The 20553-nt window shown below is 42.9% G+C and carries 18 protein-coding genes and 1 riboswitch; of the genes, 8 read left to right on the forward strand and 10 right to left on the reverse strand.

The window, feature by feature from the left end; translation table 11 throughout:
* Positions 1 to 2 precede the first annotated feature (2 nt).
* A complete protein-coding gene (locus tag ABD010_RS00100) occupies positions 3 to 1385 on the reverse strand; it encodes an isochorismate synthase (protein WP_343809162.1) in 1383 nt (460 codons plus the stop codon).
* A 231-nt stretch (positions 1386 to 1616) separates the two neighbouring features.
* Between ABD010_RS00100 and ABD010_RS00105 the strand changes: the two genes are divergently transcribed.
* Positions 1617 to 2552: a 1,4-dihydroxy-2-naphthoate polyprenyltransferase gene (locus ABD010_RS00105; RefSeq protein WP_343809163.1), complete on the forward strand. Its 936-nt coding sequence runs from the start codon at positions 1617 to 1619 to the stop codon at positions 2550 to 2552.
* A 13-nt stretch (positions 2553 to 2565) separates the two neighbouring features.
* Entirely contained in the window at positions 2566 to 2949 is a 384-nt protein-coding gene (locus tag ABD010_RS00110) for a hotdog fold thioesterase (RefSeq protein ID WP_343809164.1), read from the forward strand.
* 183 nt (positions 2950 to 3132) lie between these two features.
* On the opposite strand, the gene menB is transcribed toward ABD010_RS00110, so the two are convergent.
* The 4 genes from menB to ABD010_RS00130 form a co-directional block, all read right to left on the reverse strand.
* Positions 3133 to 3954, reverse strand: coding sequence for a 1,4-dihydroxy-2-naphthoyl-CoA synthase (gene menB, locus ABD010_RS00115; RefSeq protein WP_390350870.1), 822 nt, complete (start codon positions 3952 to 3954; stop codon positions 3133 to 3135).
* Between the two features lie 353 nt (positions 3955 to 4307).
* Positions 4308 to 4898, reverse strand: a complete 591-nt coding sequence (locus ABD010_RS00120; RefSeq protein ID WP_343810142.1) for an ECF transporter S component — start codon at positions 4896 to 4898, stop codon at positions 4308 to 4310.
* Positions 4899 to 5052: 154 nt separating this feature from the next.
* Positions 5053 to 5199, reverse strand: a riboswitch (FMN riboswitch).
* A 165-nt stretch (positions 5200 to 5364) separates the two neighbouring features.
* Positions 5365 to 9762 (reverse strand): S8 family serine peptidase, encoded by a 4398-nt coding sequence (locus ABD010_RS00125; protein WP_343809166.1) that lies wholly within the window; start codon positions 9760 to 9762, stop codon positions 5365 to 5367.
* Positions 9763 to 10329: 567 nt separating this feature from the next.
* On the reverse strand, positions 10330 to 11388 hold the full coding sequence (locus ABD010_RS00130) for a M20/M25/M40 family metallo-hydrolase (RefSeq protein WP_343809167.1): 1059 nt from the start codon (positions 11386 to 11388) through the stop codon (positions 10330 to 10332).
* 140 nt (positions 11389 to 11528) lie between these two features.
* Between ABD010_RS00130 and ABD010_RS00135 the strand changes: the two genes are divergently transcribed.
* From ABD010_RS00135 to ABD010_RS00155, 5 genes are all read left to right on the forward strand, one after another.
* Positions 11529 to 12077, forward strand: a complete 549-nt coding sequence (locus ABD010_RS00135; protein WP_343809168.1) for a thioredoxin family protein — start codon at positions 11529 to 11531, stop codon at positions 12075 to 12077.
* A 41-nt stretch (positions 12078 to 12118) separates the two neighbouring features.
* Positions 12119 to 13201: a potassium channel family protein gene (locus ABD010_RS00140; protein WP_464888485.1), complete on the forward strand. Its 1083-nt coding sequence runs from the start codon at positions 12119 to 12121 to the stop codon at positions 13199 to 13201.
* 88 nt (positions 13202 to 13289) lie between these two features.
* Positions 13290 to 13667, forward strand: coding sequence for a S1 domain-containing post-transcriptional regulator GSP13 (gene yugI, locus ABD010_RS00145; protein WP_343809170.1), 378 nt, complete (start codon positions 13290 to 13292; stop codon positions 13665 to 13667).
* Positions 13668 to 13818: 151 nt separating this feature from the next.
* Entirely contained in the window at positions 13819 to 15153 is a 1335-nt protein-coding gene (locus ABD010_RS00150) for a glucose-6-phosphate isomerase (protein ID WP_343809171.1), read from the forward strand.
* Between the two features lie 388 nt (positions 15154 to 15541).
* Positions 15542 to 16711, forward strand: a complete 1170-nt coding sequence (locus ABD010_RS00155) for a MalY/PatB family protein (protein WP_343809172.1) — start codon at positions 15542 to 15544, stop codon at positions 16709 to 16711.
* A gap of 160 nt (positions 16712 to 16871) precedes the next feature.
* Here ABD010_RS00155 and ABD010_RS00160 read toward each other — a convergent pair whose 3' ends face one another.
* Complete coding sequence (locus ABD010_RS00160) at positions 16872 to 17444, reverse strand: superoxide dismutase family protein (protein WP_390350871.1); 573 nt, start codon at positions 17442 to 17444, stop codon at positions 16872 to 16874.
* A gap of 82 nt (positions 17445 to 17526) precedes the next feature.
* Positions 17527 to 17709 (reverse strand): hypothetical protein, encoded by a 183-nt coding sequence (locus ABD010_RS00165; protein ID WP_343809174.1) that lies wholly within the window; start codon positions 17707 to 17709, stop codon positions 17527 to 17529.
* A 179-nt stretch (positions 17710 to 17888) separates the two neighbouring features.
* On the opposite strand from ABD010_RS00165, the gene kapB reads away from it, so the two are divergent.
* Positions 17889 to 18281 (forward strand): kinase-associated lipoprotein KapB, encoded by a 393-nt coding sequence (kapB, locus tag ABD010_RS00170; protein WP_343809175.1) that lies wholly within the window; start codon positions 17889 to 17891, stop codon positions 18279 to 18281.
* Between the two features lie 96 nt (positions 18282 to 18377).
* On the opposite strand, the gene ABD010_RS00175 is transcribed toward kapB, so the two are convergent.
* The 3 genes from ABD010_RS00175 to ABD010_RS00185 form a co-directional block, all read right to left on the reverse strand.
* Positions 18378 to 19556 (reverse strand): cation:proton antiporter, encoded by a 1179-nt coding sequence (locus ABD010_RS00175; protein ID WP_343809176.1) that lies wholly within the window; start codon positions 19554 to 19556, stop codon positions 18378 to 18380.
* Between the two features lie 6 nt (positions 19557 to 19562).
* A complete protein-coding gene (locus ABD010_RS00180; RefSeq protein ID WP_343809177.1) occupies positions 19563 to 20051 on the reverse strand; it encodes a cation:proton antiporter regulatory subunit in 489 nt (162 codons plus the stop codon).
* Positions 20052 to 20199: 148 nt separating this feature from the next.
* On the reverse strand, positions 20200 to 20463 hold the full coding sequence (locus ABD010_RS00185) for a phosphocarrier protein HPr (RefSeq protein ID WP_343809178.1): 264 nt from the start codon (positions 20461 to 20463) through the stop codon (positions 20200 to 20202).
* Positions 20464 to 20553 lie beyond the last annotated feature (90 nt).

Consider the following 20553-nt stretch of genomic DNA (forward strand, 5'->3'; position numbering starts at 1 on the left):
GGTTACCCTCCTAACACGGACAACATTGGTGTAAATTTGATAGCTGTTTCCTCATATTCCGCCAGAGGATCTGAATCCCGAACAACACCACAGCCGGCAAAAAGTGACGCTTCATCTCCCTGGATAAGTCCAGACCGGATCGCAACAGCGAATTCCCCGTTACCGTTGCTGTCGAGCCATCCGATCGGGGCCCCATACCAGCCACGGTCCAATTGCTCATGTTCACGAATAAATTCAAGTGATTCATCACGCGGAACCCCTCCAAGGGCTGGTGTCGGATGGAGCTCACCTATAATATCGAAAATACTGTAACCATCCTTCAATGTTGCGGTTACTGGTGTATATAAATGCTGCAGATTTTTCAGCGGATAAATCACCGGTTTATCCGGTATTTCAATATCCGTGCAATATTGATCCATTGCCTGCTTAATCATGCTGACAACAAATTCATGCTCACTGCGGTTTTTTTCATCGTAAAGAAGGTTCTCTCCAATACGCTTGTCCTCTGAAACCGTCTTCCCTCTCGGTGCTGTCCCTGCCAAACATGTTGAAAGTACATTTGTCCCTTCAATCTTAGCGAGCCGTTCAGGGGTTGCTCCAACAAAACAGTCCCCACCCTGCTCAAAAGCAAACACAAAACTGTTTGATTGCGTTTTTATCAGGTTATTCAAAACAGCAGCAATGTCAACTGTGCTGTCCAGCTTAACACGCAGTTCTCTGGCCAGAACGATTTTATCCGCTTCATTCTGTTCAATCGCTTCAGTTGCATCCTTAACCGTATCCATCCAATCACGCGGAGCAACTTCTTCCTGCCATTGAATCGATGGACCTGCAGACAATACAGGACGCGGTTTTATCAATACTTCTTCATTCCGTCTGATTATACCCGCTAATTTATTGGCATTTGTTTCTGCATCTGCCTGTACATTTACAGTTAAAAAATATCCGGATTCATTAACCGTTAGCATGTATTCAGGAATGGCAAACAAGCTGTGATCAAATTTTTCCCACAGCGATGATTTGCGGATTCCCGGATCAAATGACATGCCACCGAGCGCAAGCATACCAGTTCCGGGTGTCTGAAAAGGATTATGGATTATCGCTTCATCCAGCAAGTTCCTCCATAATTTTTCCGTTTTTTGGAATCGGTTGGAATCAGCACGGATGGTATGTGCCTTGCCAATTCCGACAATATAAAACTGATCAGCAGTACTGGACCAGAATGTGCGATCTTTCGCGAGCTGTTTCGCATTCACAAAAAAATGCAGCGGCTCGATCGCGTCTATTTTACGCGTAATGCTGATTAATTTTGCAGCATTATCGTCTATTTCATGAATTGCCCCCTCAAGTACAGACTCAAGCAGTTCTTCCTTTATTTCAATCATTTCATGAACCTCCGTCTTAAACAAAGCAGAAGCGCCCATTAACAACACATAAATAGGAGCACTTTGCAATGTGATAAGTAACACACATAAGTACCATATCTATTTTATTCGCTTTTGAAGTGATTCTCAAGAAATCTTTCCTTTTATGTCGTTTTTGTGGCTTTTAACAATTGACACCCCCTATGGAATTGCCTAAAATTAATATGATATACATTTAGGGAGAGAACAACTGTGAATTCAGCAAATCATACATCAGTAAAACAAGCATTAAATGAAAAAAGCGGATTTCAAATCTGGTGGCGCCTGCTCCGTCCGCACACTTTGACAGCTTCATTTGTTCCGGTTTTTATTGGAACAATGTTTGCCATCCAGGAACACACACTTCATGTCGGATTATTCATTGCCATGCTGCTGGCATCCATGCTTATTCAGGCCGCAACAAATATGTTCAATGAGTATTACGATTTCGTGCGAGGCTTGGACAACGACCAGTCTGTTGGTATCGGCGGGACGATTGTAAGGGATGGTGTCAAACCGAAAACAGTCCTGAATCTGGCGCTTACTTTCTTTGGAATTGCTGTCCTGCTCGGTGTTTATATTTGCATAGCCTCAAGCTGGTGGATTGCCGTGATCGGCTCGGTTTGCATGCTGTTCGGATACTTATATACCGGCGGCCCTTATCCAATCGCTTACACGCCATTCGGTGAAATTTCTTCCGGATTTTTGATGGGAACCGTCATCATCTGTATCAGTTATTATATCCAGACACTCGAATTTACTGCATCCGTTGTATGGATTTCCTTACCGATTGCTATATTTATTGGCGGCATCATGATGTCCAACAACATCCGTGACCTGGATGGAGACAAGGAAAACGGCCGCAAAACATTGGCAATCCTGCTCGGAAGGAAAAAGGCCATTACATTTTTAGCTGTCATGTTTACTGTATCATTTGTATTAACGGCCATTTATATTTTCACGGGATTATTACCGCTGTGGTCGCTTATTTCGTTCTTAAGCATTGTAATTGCAGTGGATGTTATTAAAAAATTCCAGGGCAAAACCAAACCATTGGAAATGCTGCCTGCTATGGTAGCTACCGGTAAAACCAACACGATTTACGGATTTCTTTTGGGAATCTCATTATTGATCAGCAATTTTGTATGAGGGGGACTTACGATTGGATACATCAAACACGCTCATCGAAGCACTTGGCATTGAAACAGTGAAAATGGACAAAGATGAAGTGATCATGACAATGCCGGTTGACCACCGGACTCACCAGCCAGTCGGATACCTGCACGGCGGTGCCAGTGTTGCACTTGCTGAAACCGCAGCAAGCATGGGCTCCATGTTGAATGTTGATCCGGAAACAAATCTCGTTTTCGGCATTGAAATTAACGCGAATCATGTAAAAAGCAAACGTGAAGGAACGGTTACCGCAGCTGCAACCCCTACACATCTCGGAAAAACAACGATGGTATGGGAAATTAAAATCACCGATGAAGCGGATAACCTAATTTGCATCTCCCGCTGTACGATTGGAGTTGTTCCAAAAAAATAGCTGCTTGTTTGATGAAACCGCCTGTCTGATTAGGCGGTTTTTTGAGCTGTCTATTTCTTATCTTCTCTTAGTTTGGGGAAAAAGCTTGATGATGAGTAAATATCCACCATTCAGAGTCCATGTTGGATATCATAAAAAACAGCTTGATGGCAGTCTCATCAAGCTGTTTTTTCATGGTATAGTTTACGGAAAACGCGGGAATTTTGAAAAGTCAGGTTCGCGTTTTTCCTTGAAGGCGTCGCGTCCCTCTTTTGATTCTTCCGTCCTGTAGTAGAGCAATGTTGCGTCACCGCCTAGTTGTTGCAAGCCTGCGAGGCCGTCTGTATCAGCATTAAATGATGCTTTCATCAGTCTTAGTGCTGTTGGGCTTTTCGCGACAAGCTGTTTTGCCCACTTAATCGTTTCTTCCTCCAACTGATCCAAGGGAACCACCTTATTAACGAGCCCCATCTTATCCGCCTCTTCAGCCGTATATTGCAAGCTTAAATAGTAGATTTCACGCGCTTTCTTCTGACCAACGATTTCGGCCAGGAAGCCCTGTCCATATCCAGCGTCAACACTGCCCACACGGCTCTCAGTTTGGCCGAAAATTGCGTTGTCCGCAGCGATTGTCAAGTCAGAGATAACATGAAGGCCATGGCCACCACCGATAGCGTAACCAGCTACCATCGCAATAATCGGCTTCGGTGTGAAGCGCATAAGACGCTGCAGATCAAGCAAGTTCAGTCTTGGAATCTGATCATTTCCGACGTAACCACCATCTCCCCTGACCATCTGATCACCACCGGAACAAAATGCCTTATCTCCCATTCCAGTAAAAATAATTGCCCCGACCTTGCTGTCATTTCTGGAATCGCTAAATGCATCGATTAACTCGTCAATGGTATTCGGGGTAAATGCATTGTGTTTTTCCGGACGATTGATTGTGATTTTGGCAATGCCTTCCTCGCATTTCTCGTACACAATATCGTCATATGTACGCACTGATTTCCATTCAACTGACAAATCACTCAGTCCTTTCATCTTCAATAATTCATTACTTCACTATTCTATCAAAAAGCGTGGTTGTTTCACATTAATCGCATGTCAGGCGTCAGCAATTATGACAATTTCTGCATTGGAATTGTCATAATCCTGACAGCCAGCATAATTGTATCAAATCTAATTATAATTAATCAATTTTTTGAAGCCGCATTCTCAATTTATTGGTGATTCGGCCGATATATTTTCCTTCACCCGATATTTTCACTGTTCTCCAAACATACTTACCCCTTTGTTAATACTGTTATCTCCTCAATCTCATTCTTTATTAACTGCCAACAAAAAAGCGCCCCCAATTCGGAAGCACTTTTTCATAGTTATGCGGCTAAATTCGATTGTTTTTGCTCAATCCATGTTCTCATTTTTACAAATAACGGTACAAACAGCATCCCTACAATAATACCCTTTATAATATTAAATGGCAGAACACCAAGGGAAACTGCTGCCCATTTAGCAGCGCTGCTCATATCGCCCCAGCCCATAAACCATGCATATGCAGGCAAAACAACAAGGTAATTCAGCACGCTCATGCCGATTGCCATAATAACAGTTCCAGATACCAATCCGGAAATAATACTCTTTACACCTTTATATTTATGGTAAAGAACCGCAACAGGCACAATAAACATGACCCCTGCCAGAAAGTTTGCGGTAACGCCGATCGGATCACCGGCACCTGAAACAATCAGATATAACATATTCTTTATTGCCTCCACAAAGACGCCGGCCATTGGTGAAAAAATCAGTGCAGCAATCAATGCCGGCACCTCACTGAAATCAATTTTCAAGTACGGCGGCAAAAACGGCAGTGGAAAATTAACAAAAAATAATAACAGCGAAATAGTTCCGAGTAATGCCAGAATAATAAGTTTTAACAATTTGGATGATTGCACATTGGCAGTTTTCATCATCAAAATCCTCCCTCATCTTTTATCGATTCACATCTATGCAGTGATGAAGGATAAGCTTATTCCTGAATATATAAAAAATCCCTAAAGCCTAATCGGGGCTTTAGGGTATTATTCACTGGAAAATAGAGGCGCAATAATGCACCATTTCAGCTCGCATCTTCTCCCATCCAGACTGTAACTGTCGGTCCCGGACTCACACCAGGTCAACCGCTAAGCGAATGCTTTGCGGGTCACGGACTTTGAACATCAACTGTTCATCACCGTCGGTCGGGAATTGCACCCTGCCCCGAAGATGGAATCGATATGTTGTTTGAAATTAGTATACTATTAATTTATGTATTTGAAAAGTTTTTTGCTTCAAAAAAGTCAGCAGTGCTGATTTTGCTTGCTGGAACCAGTAAAATTCCCGCTGCAAATTTAAAGAAGGGCGCCACATCAGCGCCCTTCTCACATCAACTACTGATTATTCGTCGCCTTCAACATTGATAAATAATTTACCCTCTGTTGTTTGACGGGTTTCATTACCAAAGTCATCAACGACTTTCACTTCAATCTCAGCACCTTCTGCAACCACGTTGCTTGGCACTGTCCAGTAGCCGACATAATGCCCATCTTCCATTTCCATCATTGGAAGTTCAGTTGCATTGGACACTTTTGCTCTGGCGTTTGTCAGCGGCATGTGGATAAAGAACGTTGCATTCTGTCCAGGCTCACTGTCAAACTCAATCCTTACACTTTCACCTGCATCGAGATGTTTATCCTCAGTCGGTGTCAGGTTACTGATTGTCGGTGCTTCAAAGTCCACGTCAATCGTCACTGTTTTCGTAGTCGTATTACCGGCCAAGTCTTTGGAAACAACTTCGATTTCATTTTCTCCGTTGTTCAGCAGAATCCGTTTGGAGTATGATCCATCCTCGGCTACATCTGCTGTACGTCCATTGACTTTTACAAAATCAAGGTTTGCATCAGCAACGATTCCTTCAACAGTCACGGTTTCACGATTTGTTTTATCCCCATCCTGAGGACTGTCAATCGTCAGTTCAGGTTTTGTCGTATCCAGCGTAACGGTAACCGGATCTGATTCACCTGTGACAGCACCATCGAGTTTTGATACTGCCTTGAATTCATTTGCACCTTCATTCATTTCCACATCGATGGCAAATTTACCATTGTCACCGATTTCGGCAGTTCCTGCTTCTTCCCCGTTATTCATGAGTTGAATGGTAGTAGTAGGAGAAGCAGTACCTTCAACAGTCAGGTTCGGATCATTTGTAATCAAACCTTCATCCGGTGAAGTGATTTCCGGAGCGGCTACTTCATAGCTGACCCGGGCGCGAATCATATAGTTACCTTCACTGACTGGTGATGGTGACCATGTTCCGCCAACATATTGGTAACTGCGCTCAGCATTTGTGCTGCTTTCGTCCGTTGCAAGCCCTGGTGCATTCGGATTATCATTTTTCTGGATATACACCATATAGAAATCACCGTCGACAACAATATTCTGTTCGCGGAGGTCAACGACAGTCCACTCGTCCAGATCACGAATTGCCTCAGCATTAATTGGTCCGGCAATCTTTTCACCTGGTGCACCGTCAGGACCGGATGCATCCCATACTTCAACCGCAAAGTCCGTGCCACCCGGAACCGGCCAGTCTGTGCCATGGAACTGGAAGACACCTTCTGTTACAACAGCTGAATCTTTACCCTCAGGCAGAGACATTTTTACTGCCCAGCCATTACCTGCATCATAGAATGCGCGTGCATTTTCAGCAGTGCCATCATCATAGCCGATTTCACCGCCAGGATAGGTGTAGAATGGCTCCAGCTCGACATCAAGCTGCTTGTCCTCTGTAAGATTTACTTCAACTTCCTTGCTGTAGTAATCTCTTGCAAGGACTTTTACCGTATATGTTCCTTCATATCCTGTAATGGAATAGTTACCATTTTCATCAGAAGTGACCGGCTCAACGTTCGCATCTTCCTCCAGCATAATGGTTGCCCCTTCAACAGGTTCACCTGTCTGCTGGTCTGTAATCGTACCACTGATGGTTGCCTGTGGAAGTTCTTCAAGCGTAAAGTCTGCCTCCACTGTTCCATCCGCTTCGAGTTCCACGGATTGTTCCTCTGAGGCAAACCCGTATGATTCCGCCTTCAGTGTATAGTCTCCAGCAGCATGACTTAATGAATAGTTACCTGTTGCCGGATCAGTCGTTACCGATCGACCGGATTCCAATACACTGACTGTTGCACTCATTGGCAGCAGATTTGGATTTACTGCATCTTCCTTAACAGGTGGATTTTCATCTTTCGGCATTAACGGTTTAATCTTATCCGGATCCACCTTTTCCTTCAAACCGGCTTTCGGATTGGCTTTTACTACACCAAGCCCATTGCTGATTCCAAGGCCTTGGAACAAGCGGTTATCGTGTCCATTGCTGCTATTGTTTCCTTTTTCTTTTCCAAGAGATGCCTTATTGCCCTGTGATGTTTCAGAGAGTGCTACATCATCAATATACCAGCCCGGTTCACCGACACTGACATCAGAGGTCAGATTAAAGCCAATATATATTCGCTGACCGCTGTATTCGGACAAATCAACTTCCGCCTGAACCCAGCCGTTTGAATCGCCTTCGATTTGTGTTAGCTGTGTCCACTCTTCACGATCGGTTGATATAAATACATGCCCGAAATCATAAGCACTTCCGGAATCATATTTTTCCAGGCTATACCACTGATTGAATTGCAAATAGGCATTTCCTTCAGGTAAGTCAATTGGCGGCATGACTAATGTCGCGTTCATGTCATCACCATACTCACCGTCAAGGTTTGTGGCATAAACCTTTTCGCCTGATGCCGCGTCATCAGGGCCTGCTGTTGGTTCACCCCACTCCCAGCTGTCATTGTTTCCAAATGAAGTCCAGCCAGCAGGGTCAGATTCAAAGTCCTCCGAATAACCGGTGGAAATACCAGCTTTGACTTCGACGGTATATTCGTCACTGACAACTTCATTATCACCAAAATCGTTAACGATCCATTTATACGTCAGGGTTCCTTCAGCAATCTGATCGCCTGGGACGGTAGCGGTATATTCGCCTTCCTTGAAATCACCGGATATACGTCCGGCGTCAACCGTCTGCCATTCCCCATTTGTATCAAGATAGCTTAATTGAACAGTATTAACACTAACATTGTCACTTACCTGAACATTCAACTCCAAATCCATACCCTCGTATGTTTCACTAGGAGGATTATGGTCAAGTACAGGAGCTTCACTGTCTTCACCAGGCTTGGTGACAGTACCTTCAATTGTACCGATTCCACTGTTGATGGCTGACACGGCTGCATACGCGTTAACCAGTCCGTAACCATATCCATTGTTTGGCGACTCAGGATATTCTTCATCTGTTAATGGAATTGCAGTGTCCATCATGACCTGCTCCATCTCATCAACGGTCAATCCGCTGTCAACCTGATGCATTAGTGCCGCAACACCAGCCACTGCCGGCGCTGCCATCGATGTTCCACTCCATCCGCCTTCATATCCGCTGCCAGGTACAGATGAGCGTACTCCCACACCTGGTGAAGAAATATCGGGCTTAATTTCGTCGTATGGAGACGGTCCCAGTAATGAGAATCCGGCGAGTTCGTCATTGCTGTCTGTTGCACCAACCGCAAATGACTCAGGATAGTTTGCCGGTGCTGCAACTGATCCTGGTCCGCCTGGATTACCAAGTCCAGTATTACCAGCAGAAAAGACTGGCAGAATTCCTGCAGCTCTCCAGTTGGTAACGACATCACGGTACCATTCATCGAGACCCGGTCCGCCGCCCCATGAATTGTTTACGATATCCGGGGCCATATCAGCACGGGCATTGCCTTCTGAATCAGTCGGTGCCAGAATCCATTCGGCAGCTTCCAGCAGATCAACATCAGTTCCGCCCGCAGCGGTAAATGCTTTAACGGAAATAAACTCAGCTCCCGGTGCCACACCAACCTGATTGCTACCGTCCGGCTCACTTCCGACCATGGTGCCGATTGTGTGTGTTCCATGTCCGAGATCGTCATATGGCTCGGCTTGGCCTTCTGTTGTATCCAGCCAGTTAAAATCATGGTTCACTTCACCGGTGGATTCATCATAGCCGCGGTAATTATCTTTCAGCGCGGGATGATTCCATTGAACGCCGGTATCAATGCTGGCAACGACAGTTCCGGAACCATCGATACCCATATCCCAAACCTGTGGAGCTCTGACCTGTTCCACATTCCACTCCACATTGTCTGAGCCTGAATCAGGTGTTTTTGCCTTCTTTGTTACAGCGTTAAATAATTGTCTCGTTTCGTTAGGCAAAATCTTCTCAACTTCGGCAAAGCTCGCTACATTTTTCGCCACTTCCTTGGTAGCAGTAACGGCCATCCCATTGACAATATGAAACGATTGAATATTGTCGGCATTGCCTTTCTTTTTTTGCTTCTGCAAAAATTTCTTTACATTTCGCTGTGATTCAAGGGAGGTTGACTTCAGTTCGGAAATGACTGCCGAACGCTGCACAAATTCTGTTTTTTGTGCGGTGAGATCAGCAGCTTTTGCACTTTTCTTGGCTTGTTTTGCGACTTTCATCGAATCTGCCTTTTCTTTAAACTTGATGAGGAAAGTCACTTTGTCTTTCTGCTTAAACTGCTTCTGCAGCCGATTGTTCATTTTCTCTTTTGCAACGGCCTGTGTATCTTTTACCGATGTATGAATTTTTCCATTCGACTCGGCATAAGAAAGTCCAGGCATTGCAAGCGAAAATACCATAAGCAGTGACGCAACAATACTAAAGATCCGTACTTGACGCTTTTTCCTGCGCAATTTCATTCCTCCTCCTTGTTTTTAAAAGTACCGTAATACAACAAAAAGCTCCCACTCGCCTCCTTTACTAATAAAATTAGTGCCGGTTCTCAGCTGATGGTGGAGCTGTTTGTAATATCTTTGTTGTTATTGTAATCGTACTGTATTATTTTTAAATTTTCTGTCGAACGAAGTCGATAAATCTTAGGGTAAACGCAATTGATAGAATTGTCGTATTTTGCAAAAATTTCTTGTTGGTCAAAAGTACCAGTTTTTCACTGACAAAAACCATGTATACGGCGCTGAAAGCCGTTACAACAATACACGCGCATATTGAACAAAACATTGGTTAAATAACTTTCTTTATTCGATTAAAAAAAATGCATCCAAACGACCAGTATCATTTGTTGTGAATGACAACTCATTTATAAAACATGTCAAATATGGTTGTTTTTTCCTTATTTTACAAAAAAACCTCATTTCACTGGATAAAAAGACATAGAATTATCCTGTAAAATGAGGTTCTTTTATACTACTGATCTGATCAAACGCAAAAACCCAGAACCCTAAAAGAGTCGGGGTTTTTTAAATATCTCAATCATCAAGTGGATTCAGACTTTCATCTCCACTCAAATTGGCGATCATCGTAACCAGCAATTCAATTTCTTCATCAATATCATTTAGACTTGACGTTTCTACCGGTGAATGCATATACCGAAGCGGGAGCGAAACGAGTGACACCGGTACTCCCCGGCCGGTCAGCCGCATTCGATCTGCATCTGTTCCCGTCATTCTTGGTGTCAGTTCATACTGTACATGCATGTTCAGTTCCCGTGCTGTTTTCTCAAGCAGTTTGTTGATTTTATTATTTATCGGGGCACCTTTTGCCAGCACGGGGCCGCCTTCCAATTTCACATCGCCATGCTTGTTCTTGTTGACACCCGGATAGTCGGTTGCGAAGGTCACATCGATGGCAAGTGCCATGGTTGGTTCAATACCGGCAGCAGCAAAATATGCCCCGCCCATATTGGTTTCTTCATTGACGGTACTTGCCGCATATACACCAACATTGCTTCCTTTTTGCGACAGACGTTTCAAAACTTCTGCAACGATGAAAGATCCAGTCCGGTTATCCAGGCCGCGGCCGGAAACATATCGATCCATTAAAATTTCCGGGTCTGTTTTATATACCGCTAAATCCCCAATCTGGACGTGTTTTTCCGCTTCATCCTTTTTGCGATAACCACAGTCGATAAACAAATCCTCGAGATCAAAATCATTCTTCAATCCGCCATGGTGCTGTGCATTAACACCGATCACCCCGGTAACCTGTCCGTTATATCCAAGAACGGTAACCTTCATTCCGACAGCGGCTTTTGGGTTGATGCCGCCCATTTTATCAAAATGCAAAAATCCATCTTCGTCAATTCGGTTAATAACGAGCGCTATTTCATCACAGTGACCGGCCAGCAGCACTTTAAACGGGGCAGCTGGATTCAGGACACCGATTGCGTTTCCGGCATGATCTGTTTTGATTTCATCGGCAAAATCCTGTACATAGTTTATCCACTTTTTTTGAATTTCCACTTCATTGCTTGATGGTGAAGGTGTATGTAATAGCTCCAGCAAGAAGTCCCGGTTCGCTTGTTCCATTTTTGTCCTCCTTCAAGTTTGATTCGAAACTTTTCACGTAACCATCATAGCAGATTTTCCAAAGTGAAGCACATCTGTTTACCTCCTATCACCAATTGGGTAAACTTATGGCAGCATTACATTGAAGGAGTGGACGACGAATGAATCTGAACGATTGGTTCAACAAAGGAATGAACCCTGATGCGTATATTGACGCAATGGAACAGAATAAAGAAAACCTGCTGCATATTTATGACAGCTTCAAACCGCCTGAGGACGATGCTTTTATACAAAAATTACAGGAATCTTATCTACGCGCGATTGTTTTGACAGAAGATTGGTGCGGCGATGCCATGCTGAATGTTCCGGTACTGTTACGATTGGCCGAGCAGGCGAAAATGCCGGTTCACATGCTGCTGCGGGATCAGAATCTGGAGCTGATGGACCAGTATCTGACCAACGGCAAATCCCGCTCCATCCCCATTTTTATTTTTATCGATGATGATGGAAACGAAGTAGCAAAATGGGGACCGCGCGCAGGCAAAGTCCAGGAATATGTTGAGGAATCCAGACAAAAACTCCCAGCGAAAGAGGCCAATGATTATGATGAAAAAGCAAAAGAAATGTACATGTTTATGTCCAAATCATTCCGCGACAACCCATCATTTTGGCAGGCAGTATATGAAAGCATCAAGGATACGTTGAAATAAACGTTAAAACTCACCTTATAAGGGTGGGTTTTTTTAATAGCATGAATAGGATTATCATGCTGTTGCCCATACTATCCATATACTATTTTTTAAAAGGTGACTCCATGAATATCGAATCGTTTAAACATATTTATTTTCGTATCCCGCTCATTGTGAGACTTTTGATTTCGGTATTAGCGTTAATGCTCGTATTTGGGACTGTTATCAATTTCGTAGAGCCGGAAGAATTTCCGACGATATTTGATGGAGTGTGGTGGGTTGTCGTTACGGGGGCAACAATCGGATATGGCGATTTGGTTCCCCAAACCATTCCCGGCAGGATTATCGGTATTATACTAATGCTGTCAGGCGGCGGGTTACTGACCTTTTACATCACAGCCTTATCATCTGCTGCGATTAACCATGAGCAGAAATTATCCAAAGGAAAGGTAAATTATAAAGGAAAAAAACATATCGTTATAATTGGCTGGAATGAACGAACAAGGCAGCTGGTCAGATTGATCAACAGTAAGAATGCAAGAGCGGAAATTGTTTTAATTGATCGTACTGTGAACAATCTGCCCTATCAAAATGTTCCCGTACACTTCATCCACGGTGACGCAAGCGAGGATGCTACCCTTGCACAAGCGAACATTGAACATGCAGCCTCCGTAATAATTACCTCAGACATCACAAAAAAAGAACGGCAGGCCGACGTCTTGACAATTTTAACTACCGTTGCAGTCCGAGGAAACAATCAGGATGTCCCGATAAATGCCGAAATTCTGTCTATCGCGCAGGTTGAAAATGCCATCCGTGCAGGCGCCAACACTGTAATCAGCTCGAATGATTTTATGAGCACACTTTTTTACCATGAAATTTTCCATAAAGAATCAACGCGTCCTTTTGAGACCGTTCTTCATATGTTAAACAGCCAGCAGTTTATTCAAAAACCGATTCCTGATAAATTGATAGAATATACATTTCAGGATTGTCTGACCCATCTGCTGCAGAATCGGGAGCTGCTGATTGGTATTTATCGTGATGATGAATGGGTATTGAATCCTTCTCCTGACTTTACACTGCAAAAAGATGACAAACTGATTGTACTTAAATCTTGGAAGCAAAATTCGCTGAACAACTAAAACTGGCCCTTTTTGCTACAATAGCGTATTTATGTTAAAATATTTTATTGTGTGAAAAGAATCGAATAAGATATAGGAGTTGTTCAGCATGACAGAAAAGTTTGAAACCGGTCAAATTTTGGAAGGTAAAGTTACAGGAATTCAACCATATGGTGCATTTGTTGCTTTGGATGAAGAAATCCAAGGATTAGTTCATATCTCTGAGGTAACACACGGATACGTTAAAGATATTCATGATCATTTGGCTGTTGGCGACACTGTAAATGTAAAGATTTTGAACATTGACGAAGCAAACAACAAAGTATCACTATCCATCCGTGCTACGGAAGAAGCCCCTAAAAAAGAATCAAAACCTGGCAACAATAAGGCACAGGAAGATACAAATGCAGGCTTTAACACGTTGAAAGATAAACTCGAAGAATGGATTGAACAATCGAAGGAACGTGAAGGTACTTTTAAGAAATAATGATAGAAGGCATTTTTCAGGGAACCATTGACACAAATGGTCGGAGTTTCCTTGAAGGATGCCTTTTTTGTATGTCTCATCAAAGTTCATTCTTGATTTAGCGGCGTAACTTGGATAAAGTAAAATTGTAAGTTTAACCAAGGAGGAAATTATGACACACGTATCATTTTCATACAACAAAGCATTGTCATTTTTACAGGAAAACGAACTGAATTACATGAAATCACAAGTCGAGCAGGCTCATCAGGCTTTACATAATAAAACTGGGCAAGGAAATGATTTCCTCGGCTGGCTCAACCTCCCGGAAACGTATGATCAAGAGGAATTTTCACGGATTAAACAAACCGCCGATAAAATTCGCAACAATTCTGATGTACTACTGGTCATCGGAATCGGTGGTTCATACCTCGGCGCTCGCGCGGCGTTGGAAATGCTGAATCATTCATTTGGGCTTAATCCGAATGGTCCGCAAATTATTTTTGCCGGACATCAGCTGAGTTCAACCTATTTGCATGAATTATTTGATGTGCTGGAAGGTAAAGACGTTTCGATTAATGTCATCTCCAAGAGTGGAACAACTACTGAACCGGCCATCGCCTTCCGTATTTTCAAAAAATATCTTATTGAGAAATACGGTGAATCCGAAGCACGTCAGCGAATTTTTGCAACCACAGATAAAGAGAAAGGCGCACTGAAAACTTCTGCCGATGAGGAAGGTTATGAAACGTTTGTGATTCCAGATGATATTGGTGGACGCTATTCTGTTCTGACCGCGGTTGGGCTGCTGCCAATTGCTGTCAGTGGTATTTCCATTGACGACATGATGCACGGCGCAAAAACGGCTGTGAATGATCTGAATAATGCTTCACTTGATGAAAATCCGGCATACCAGTATGCAGCAGTCCGGAATATTCTTTACAATAAAGGAAAAACAATTGAAATGTTAATCAATTATGAACCGCAGCTGCAGTATGTTGCGGAGTGGTGGAAACAATTATTTGGTGAAAGTGAAGGAAAAGATCAGAAAGGTATTTTCCCTGCTTCTGCTAATTTTACAACTGACCTTCATTCAATGGGACAGTATATCCAGGATGGCCGGCGGGATCTTTTTGAAACGGTATTGCATGTAACAAAGCCTAAGCATAACATAACGCTTGAACCAGATGAAAACAATTCCGATGGACTGAACTACCTTGCCGGAAAAACGATCCATGATATTAATGACAACGCATTCCAGGGCACCATGCTCGCGCATACAGACGGTGGTGTGCCGAACCTGATTATTGAGCTGCCAGCACTGGATGCCTACTCATTCGGTTACATGGTTTACTTTTTTGAAAAAGCATGCGCCATCAGCGGATACCTGCTGGGAGTAAATCCATTTGACCAGCCCGGTGTGGAAGCATACAAGAAAAACATGTTTGCACTTTTAGGGAAACCCGGTTTTGAAGATCAAAAAGCTGACCTGGAAAATCGATTGAAATAGAATATTTTCCAGCAGAGAAAAAAATTACAATTTTATTGTCAAAATATGTTTATATGATTGGAAACGGGGAATAACTATAACTGTAAGACTTTCTCGTATTCCCCCTGTAAAGCAAGGCGTTCTAACGCTTTGCTTCTTTTTTTGTGCAGTTTATGAATCGTACCTGGATTGGGACAGAATGCTGCTACTCAAACGCGATTTTGGATCAGATTGAAAAACTGTCCTTCCCAAAAGATATGGTCTTTCAGCCGGAAACACGGCCCTTCCTGACCCTTCCACAATCAAATCAGAACAATTTCAAACCGAAATCATAACCCGTTTACCGGGCGGTTGTCCAGCCGATTTGTTATACTTACCATATTGATTAATATTTTGCAGGAGGTTTATTATGGGAATATTTGAAGAAATTCACAATCGTAAAAACACAAGATCTGTCAAGTGGGATATGCTGGAGCCGGTTTTTCAGACCGATGATGTACTGCCAATGTGGGTTGCCGATATGGACTTCAAAGCGCCACAGGCAGTCAATGATGCATTGAGGGAACGTGCAGAACATGGAATTTATGGCTACACCATAATTGATGAAAATATTAAAGGTTCCATAACCAGCTGGATTGAAAAACGACACCAATGGACTGTAAAACAGGATTGGCTGTCATTTAGCCCGGGCGTGGTAGCAAGTCTGCATATGGCGATTCAGGCCTTTACCCAACCAAACGATAAAGTGCTGATCCAGACACCTGTTTACACACCTTTTTACAAAGTGATTGAGGGGCATGACAGGCAAATCGTGAAAAATAAGCTTCAAAAGGAAGACAACTATTACAAGATTGACTTTGCCGATATGGATGAGAAATTGAAAGATGCAAAAGCATTTCTGCTGTGTTCTCCGCATAATCCTGTCGGACGAGTTTGGACAAAGGAAGAATTACAGAAAATGGCTGAGCTGTGCCTGAAACATGATGTGCTGATTCTGTCTGACGAAATACACGCCGATCTTATCTACCCGGATCAAAAACATACAGCCATCGCCTCACTTTCCGAGGATATTGCCAGCCAGACAATCACGTTCATGTCACCATCCAAAACCTTTAATCTGGCTGGACTGCAAGCATCATATATTATCACTTCCGATCAGGAAAAACGCAGTGCCCTGGATGAAAAATTGGGTGAACAGGGACACCATATGTTAAATACAATGGGAAGCACCGCTCTTTACGCTGCATATCAGCATGGCGAAGAATGGCTTGAAGAACTTAAGAATGTATTGAAGGAAAATAGGGATTACGCAACTAAAATGCTCGAAGGAAAGACAGATGGTGTTCTGCAGGTAACCCATTCAGAGGGTACCTATCTGCTATGGATTGATTGCAGTAAATTAAACATGGATAAAACGGAATTAAAAACATTTATGATTGAAAATGCCAAAGTCGGCCTTAATGCCGGAGCCGAATACGGACTTGAAGGTGAGGCATTTATGCGGATGAATCTTGCCTGCCCGAAAAAAACAGTGGAAGAAGGTGTAGACAGGATTATCCAAGCAGTCAACAGCCTATAATCATGAAAGCTCACCAACCTATGTTGGCGAGCTTTTTTAATTTAACAATGAAGCTGGGACAAAAAGTGTTTTACCAAATTAAACCGCTCCAGAAATATACTTCGCTAGTCCCTTAAATCGTTCGTCTTTTCATCTTCACTTTCTGACTTGTCCCAACCTCTTACTTTTCTTCTTGTTTCTCATTATATTGTGTCGGATCGGTCGGTGAACTTCCCGGACTCTTGTCATTGCTGGTAATTTTTCCGCAAGCAATTCTCGGACCGGAATCCCCACCTGGCTGGCTAACACCGTCATCCATGCCCGCCGTAATAACGAGCGAGGTTCCGTCATCCTCGGTCAATGAATTTTTGCCGTCCAGTAACGTCGCCTTGGGAAGCATCAGTTCCGCTTCAGAAAGTCCTCCTGAATCAGCTTCAATGTTCGGCAAATCACCGAGATGCGCACCTTCCGGATGCATCAGTCCATGTTCCATTCCGCCGGGGTTTAAATGGTTCCCCGCACTTTTGAAATCCGGTGTCTTGCATTTAGCAAATTCATGCACGTGTATTCCGTGAAATCCCGGTTCAAGTCCCTCGAGTTTTAACTTCACCTGCACCCCATCAGGCCGTTCAGTCAATTTCGCCGTACCAATCATACTCCCGTCCTGGTTGTACATATTAACGGTTCTGTTTGTTTCTCCATTTGGCTGACAGGCAGTCAACAGCAGTAGTAAAAAAATGATTAAAAACCTCATCATCGCCGCTCCTTTACAAACACTTTACAGGTAGTATCTGCAACGGAACAAAAATTAAACGGGCCGATTTTTTTCCGACCCGTTACTCCTCGTCATGGTTATTCAATTTATGCTGATACTTTTGATTAAAATCTTCTTCTTCTTTTTTGGACTTTTTATAAAAAAGATACATCGCCACCGCAGCACCTATCATGAAGATAATCAGTGTAATCACTGCAGGAATATATTCCATTTTGTCTTCCGGAAAATAAAGAAATTCCATCATCCTTATCACGTCCTCACTGCCAAGTATAACATTTTTTGGCTTACAGGAAAGGATAAATTTTTTTCTATAACTAAAGCAATTGTTGCGAAAACCAAGTTTTCTAAAAGATCTGCGGAACAATGATTAGCCTTTCCCTTTAATTTTTGGCACAATGGAAATCAAGGGAGGTATATCAATATATGACAATATCAATTGGGGACACTGTACAAGTAAAGTATAACTCAGGAAAATATATAGGAGAAGTTGTGGAAGACCGGGGCGATCGCGTTCTGGTCAAAACATTGGCCGTTCAAAAGCATCCAAAACAGGGTGACCTGCATAACCTTGGACAAGTTGATGGTGTCTTTTTTCATGAACGAAAAGCACTGGCACATTACGAAAAAATGAACGTTGTCCGGTCCGCTGTGCGCTCATTCAACGAAAAAATTCCGGATTACAGTGAATCATTGCTCACTGCAATTGACGAACTGAAAGAAACACTTGCCAATAAAGATACGGAATATAACCAACAGGCACTGGCGAATTTGAAAAATCTGGAAGAGAACGACTATACGAAAAGCTATTATAAATAAAATGAGTACGCTGCAGAGTCCATCTGCAGTCCAGAAAGTTTTCCCGAATACAGAAAAAAGAGTCTCACAGTTCACAGTTGTGAGGCTCTTTTTTCCTTACACGGTCGGAACGCGTAAATCTTTCTTTTTTTTCGGTGGCTTTCCGTATATTTTGGTCGTTATCTTGGGTGCGTAGTTAAATAGCAGCATACCAAGAAATGCCGTGATAATAATGTATATACCACCGAATATTTTTATCGAGCCAGCCGCGACTCCGGCAATGACAACGGAAAATTCACCGCGCGCGCACAGGGACAGCCCTGCCCGCAATGCAACCCGTTTTGGCAGGCCATACAGCTTTCCGCCAACAATACCGACCAATATTTTCGCTATAAGGGACCAGGCAACAAGTGTAATCAACATGCCAACGTATGGTATACCTTCCCCTAATTCAATCGTTGTTCCAAAATAAACAAAAAATGTTGGCAGCAGTAAGTCTCTAACTGGTGTAACGGTTCCTTCCACCTGTTCAATTTTACCAATTTCCGCAAGCATAACACCTGCCAGAAACGCACCAAGCACTTCGGACAGCCCCAGATAAACAGCAAATCCACCAAACGTTACCGCAATTCCCACCAACAGAACAATTTTAAAATCTTCGTCATCTATTCGCAGCAGAAACTTTTCCACATGCATAAAAACTGTCTTTCCAAGAATAACCGCAAGCAGCGTCAGGCCGATTATTTTTCCGATCAGAAACAGCATGTCCACTCCGGTAAATTGATCGCCACTGCTCAGTGCAATAATAATCGCAACCAAAATAGGTGCGACCAGATCCTCAAAAATTAAGATTCCAAGCACATATTCGGTTTCAGCGTTTGCCATTCTGCCTTTATCATCAAGCAGTTTTGCCGTAATAGATGAACTGGTGGCATATGTAATACCAGCAATTACCAGCGCACTGAACCAGTCCGCCCCAAATACAAAAGCAATCACCATCGAAACAACCAAGCTGAGAATAACATCCAGCAAACCGGAGCTCCAAATCTTCTTGGCCATTCCACCCAGGCGTTTCATATTAAATTCAAGTCCTAATAAGAAAAACAACAAAACAATTGCAACTTCACTTGAAAAATGCAAAATTTCATTTTCATGAAGTAAACCTGCAATCGAAATACCAAAAAGGATATACAGAATAACATTTGGAAACCTGGTACGGAATCCGATATATCCTAAAACAAAAATACCAAGTAATACTAAGCCGGCACCCAGTAACGTGGGGACATCATTCAACAAATAGCATCAGTCCTCACCCTTACAGAGTTTGGACAATGTGGAAATTTGCTCTTCTTTTCCCACAGACATCAGAACGTCCCCCGGCTTCAATGTGGTGTCGGCTTCAGGTATTGCAATTACATCTTCACCGTGGACAATCCCGATAATTGTCGCCCCCGTTTGATTCCTAACATCAGACTCCTCAATCGTTTTATTCGCCAGAACTGATTTTTTATCAAGTGTAATATAATCAATTATTATCTGGCGCTTAAACATACGCATTTTATCAATACCAACCGGCTGATAAGTCGCTCCGAGCAATTGAGCAGCAATTTCTCTTGTTTCATCAGGCGTTAAATCCATCGCAAAATCTGCTTCATCATTTTCTGCATCATCAAAGAAATAGAGCTCTCTTTTTCCGGTGTGATGAACAATGATCACTAACATATCATCTTCAGCAGTTTTCATGGAAATCTTTTGACCAATCCCCGGTAACTGGGATACAGAAATATTCATTCATGTCACCTCTTTATTTGTCCGTTTTTCTAATGAACGCATTAACAGAAAAACCTATCACCCGCTCTTCCTATAGCGGGTGACAGCGTTTTTCTGATAATCCATTAAAATAAAAAACCTAGAGGCAGTTTCTCTAGGCTTCCAATAATTATTCCCCCAGATGCTCTTTCATGACTTCTGTTACACCTTTGATTGCTTCTTCCTCATCACCACCGGTAGCGGTAATCTTGACTTCTGCATCTTTCGGAATTCCAAGCGACATAACTCCCATGATTGATTTAAGGTTGACGCTTTTCTCTTTATAGGAAATTTCAATTTCTGATTCAAATTGTCCCGCTTTGTTTACCAGTAATGTCGCCGGACGCGCATGCACCCCGGTATCCGCTGTTATTTTAAACGTTTGTTCCTGCATTTTATTCATCCTTCCGCTCGTATGTTCATTTTATGTAGATTTGTAATCTGCACTATGTTTATTATAAACAATAACTGCTTTTTTTGAAAC

This window comes from Virgibacillus siamensis (assembly GCF_039522605.1).
Lineage (GTDB): Bacteria > Bacillota > Bacilli > Bacillales > Amphibacillaceae > Lentibacillus > Lentibacillus siamensis.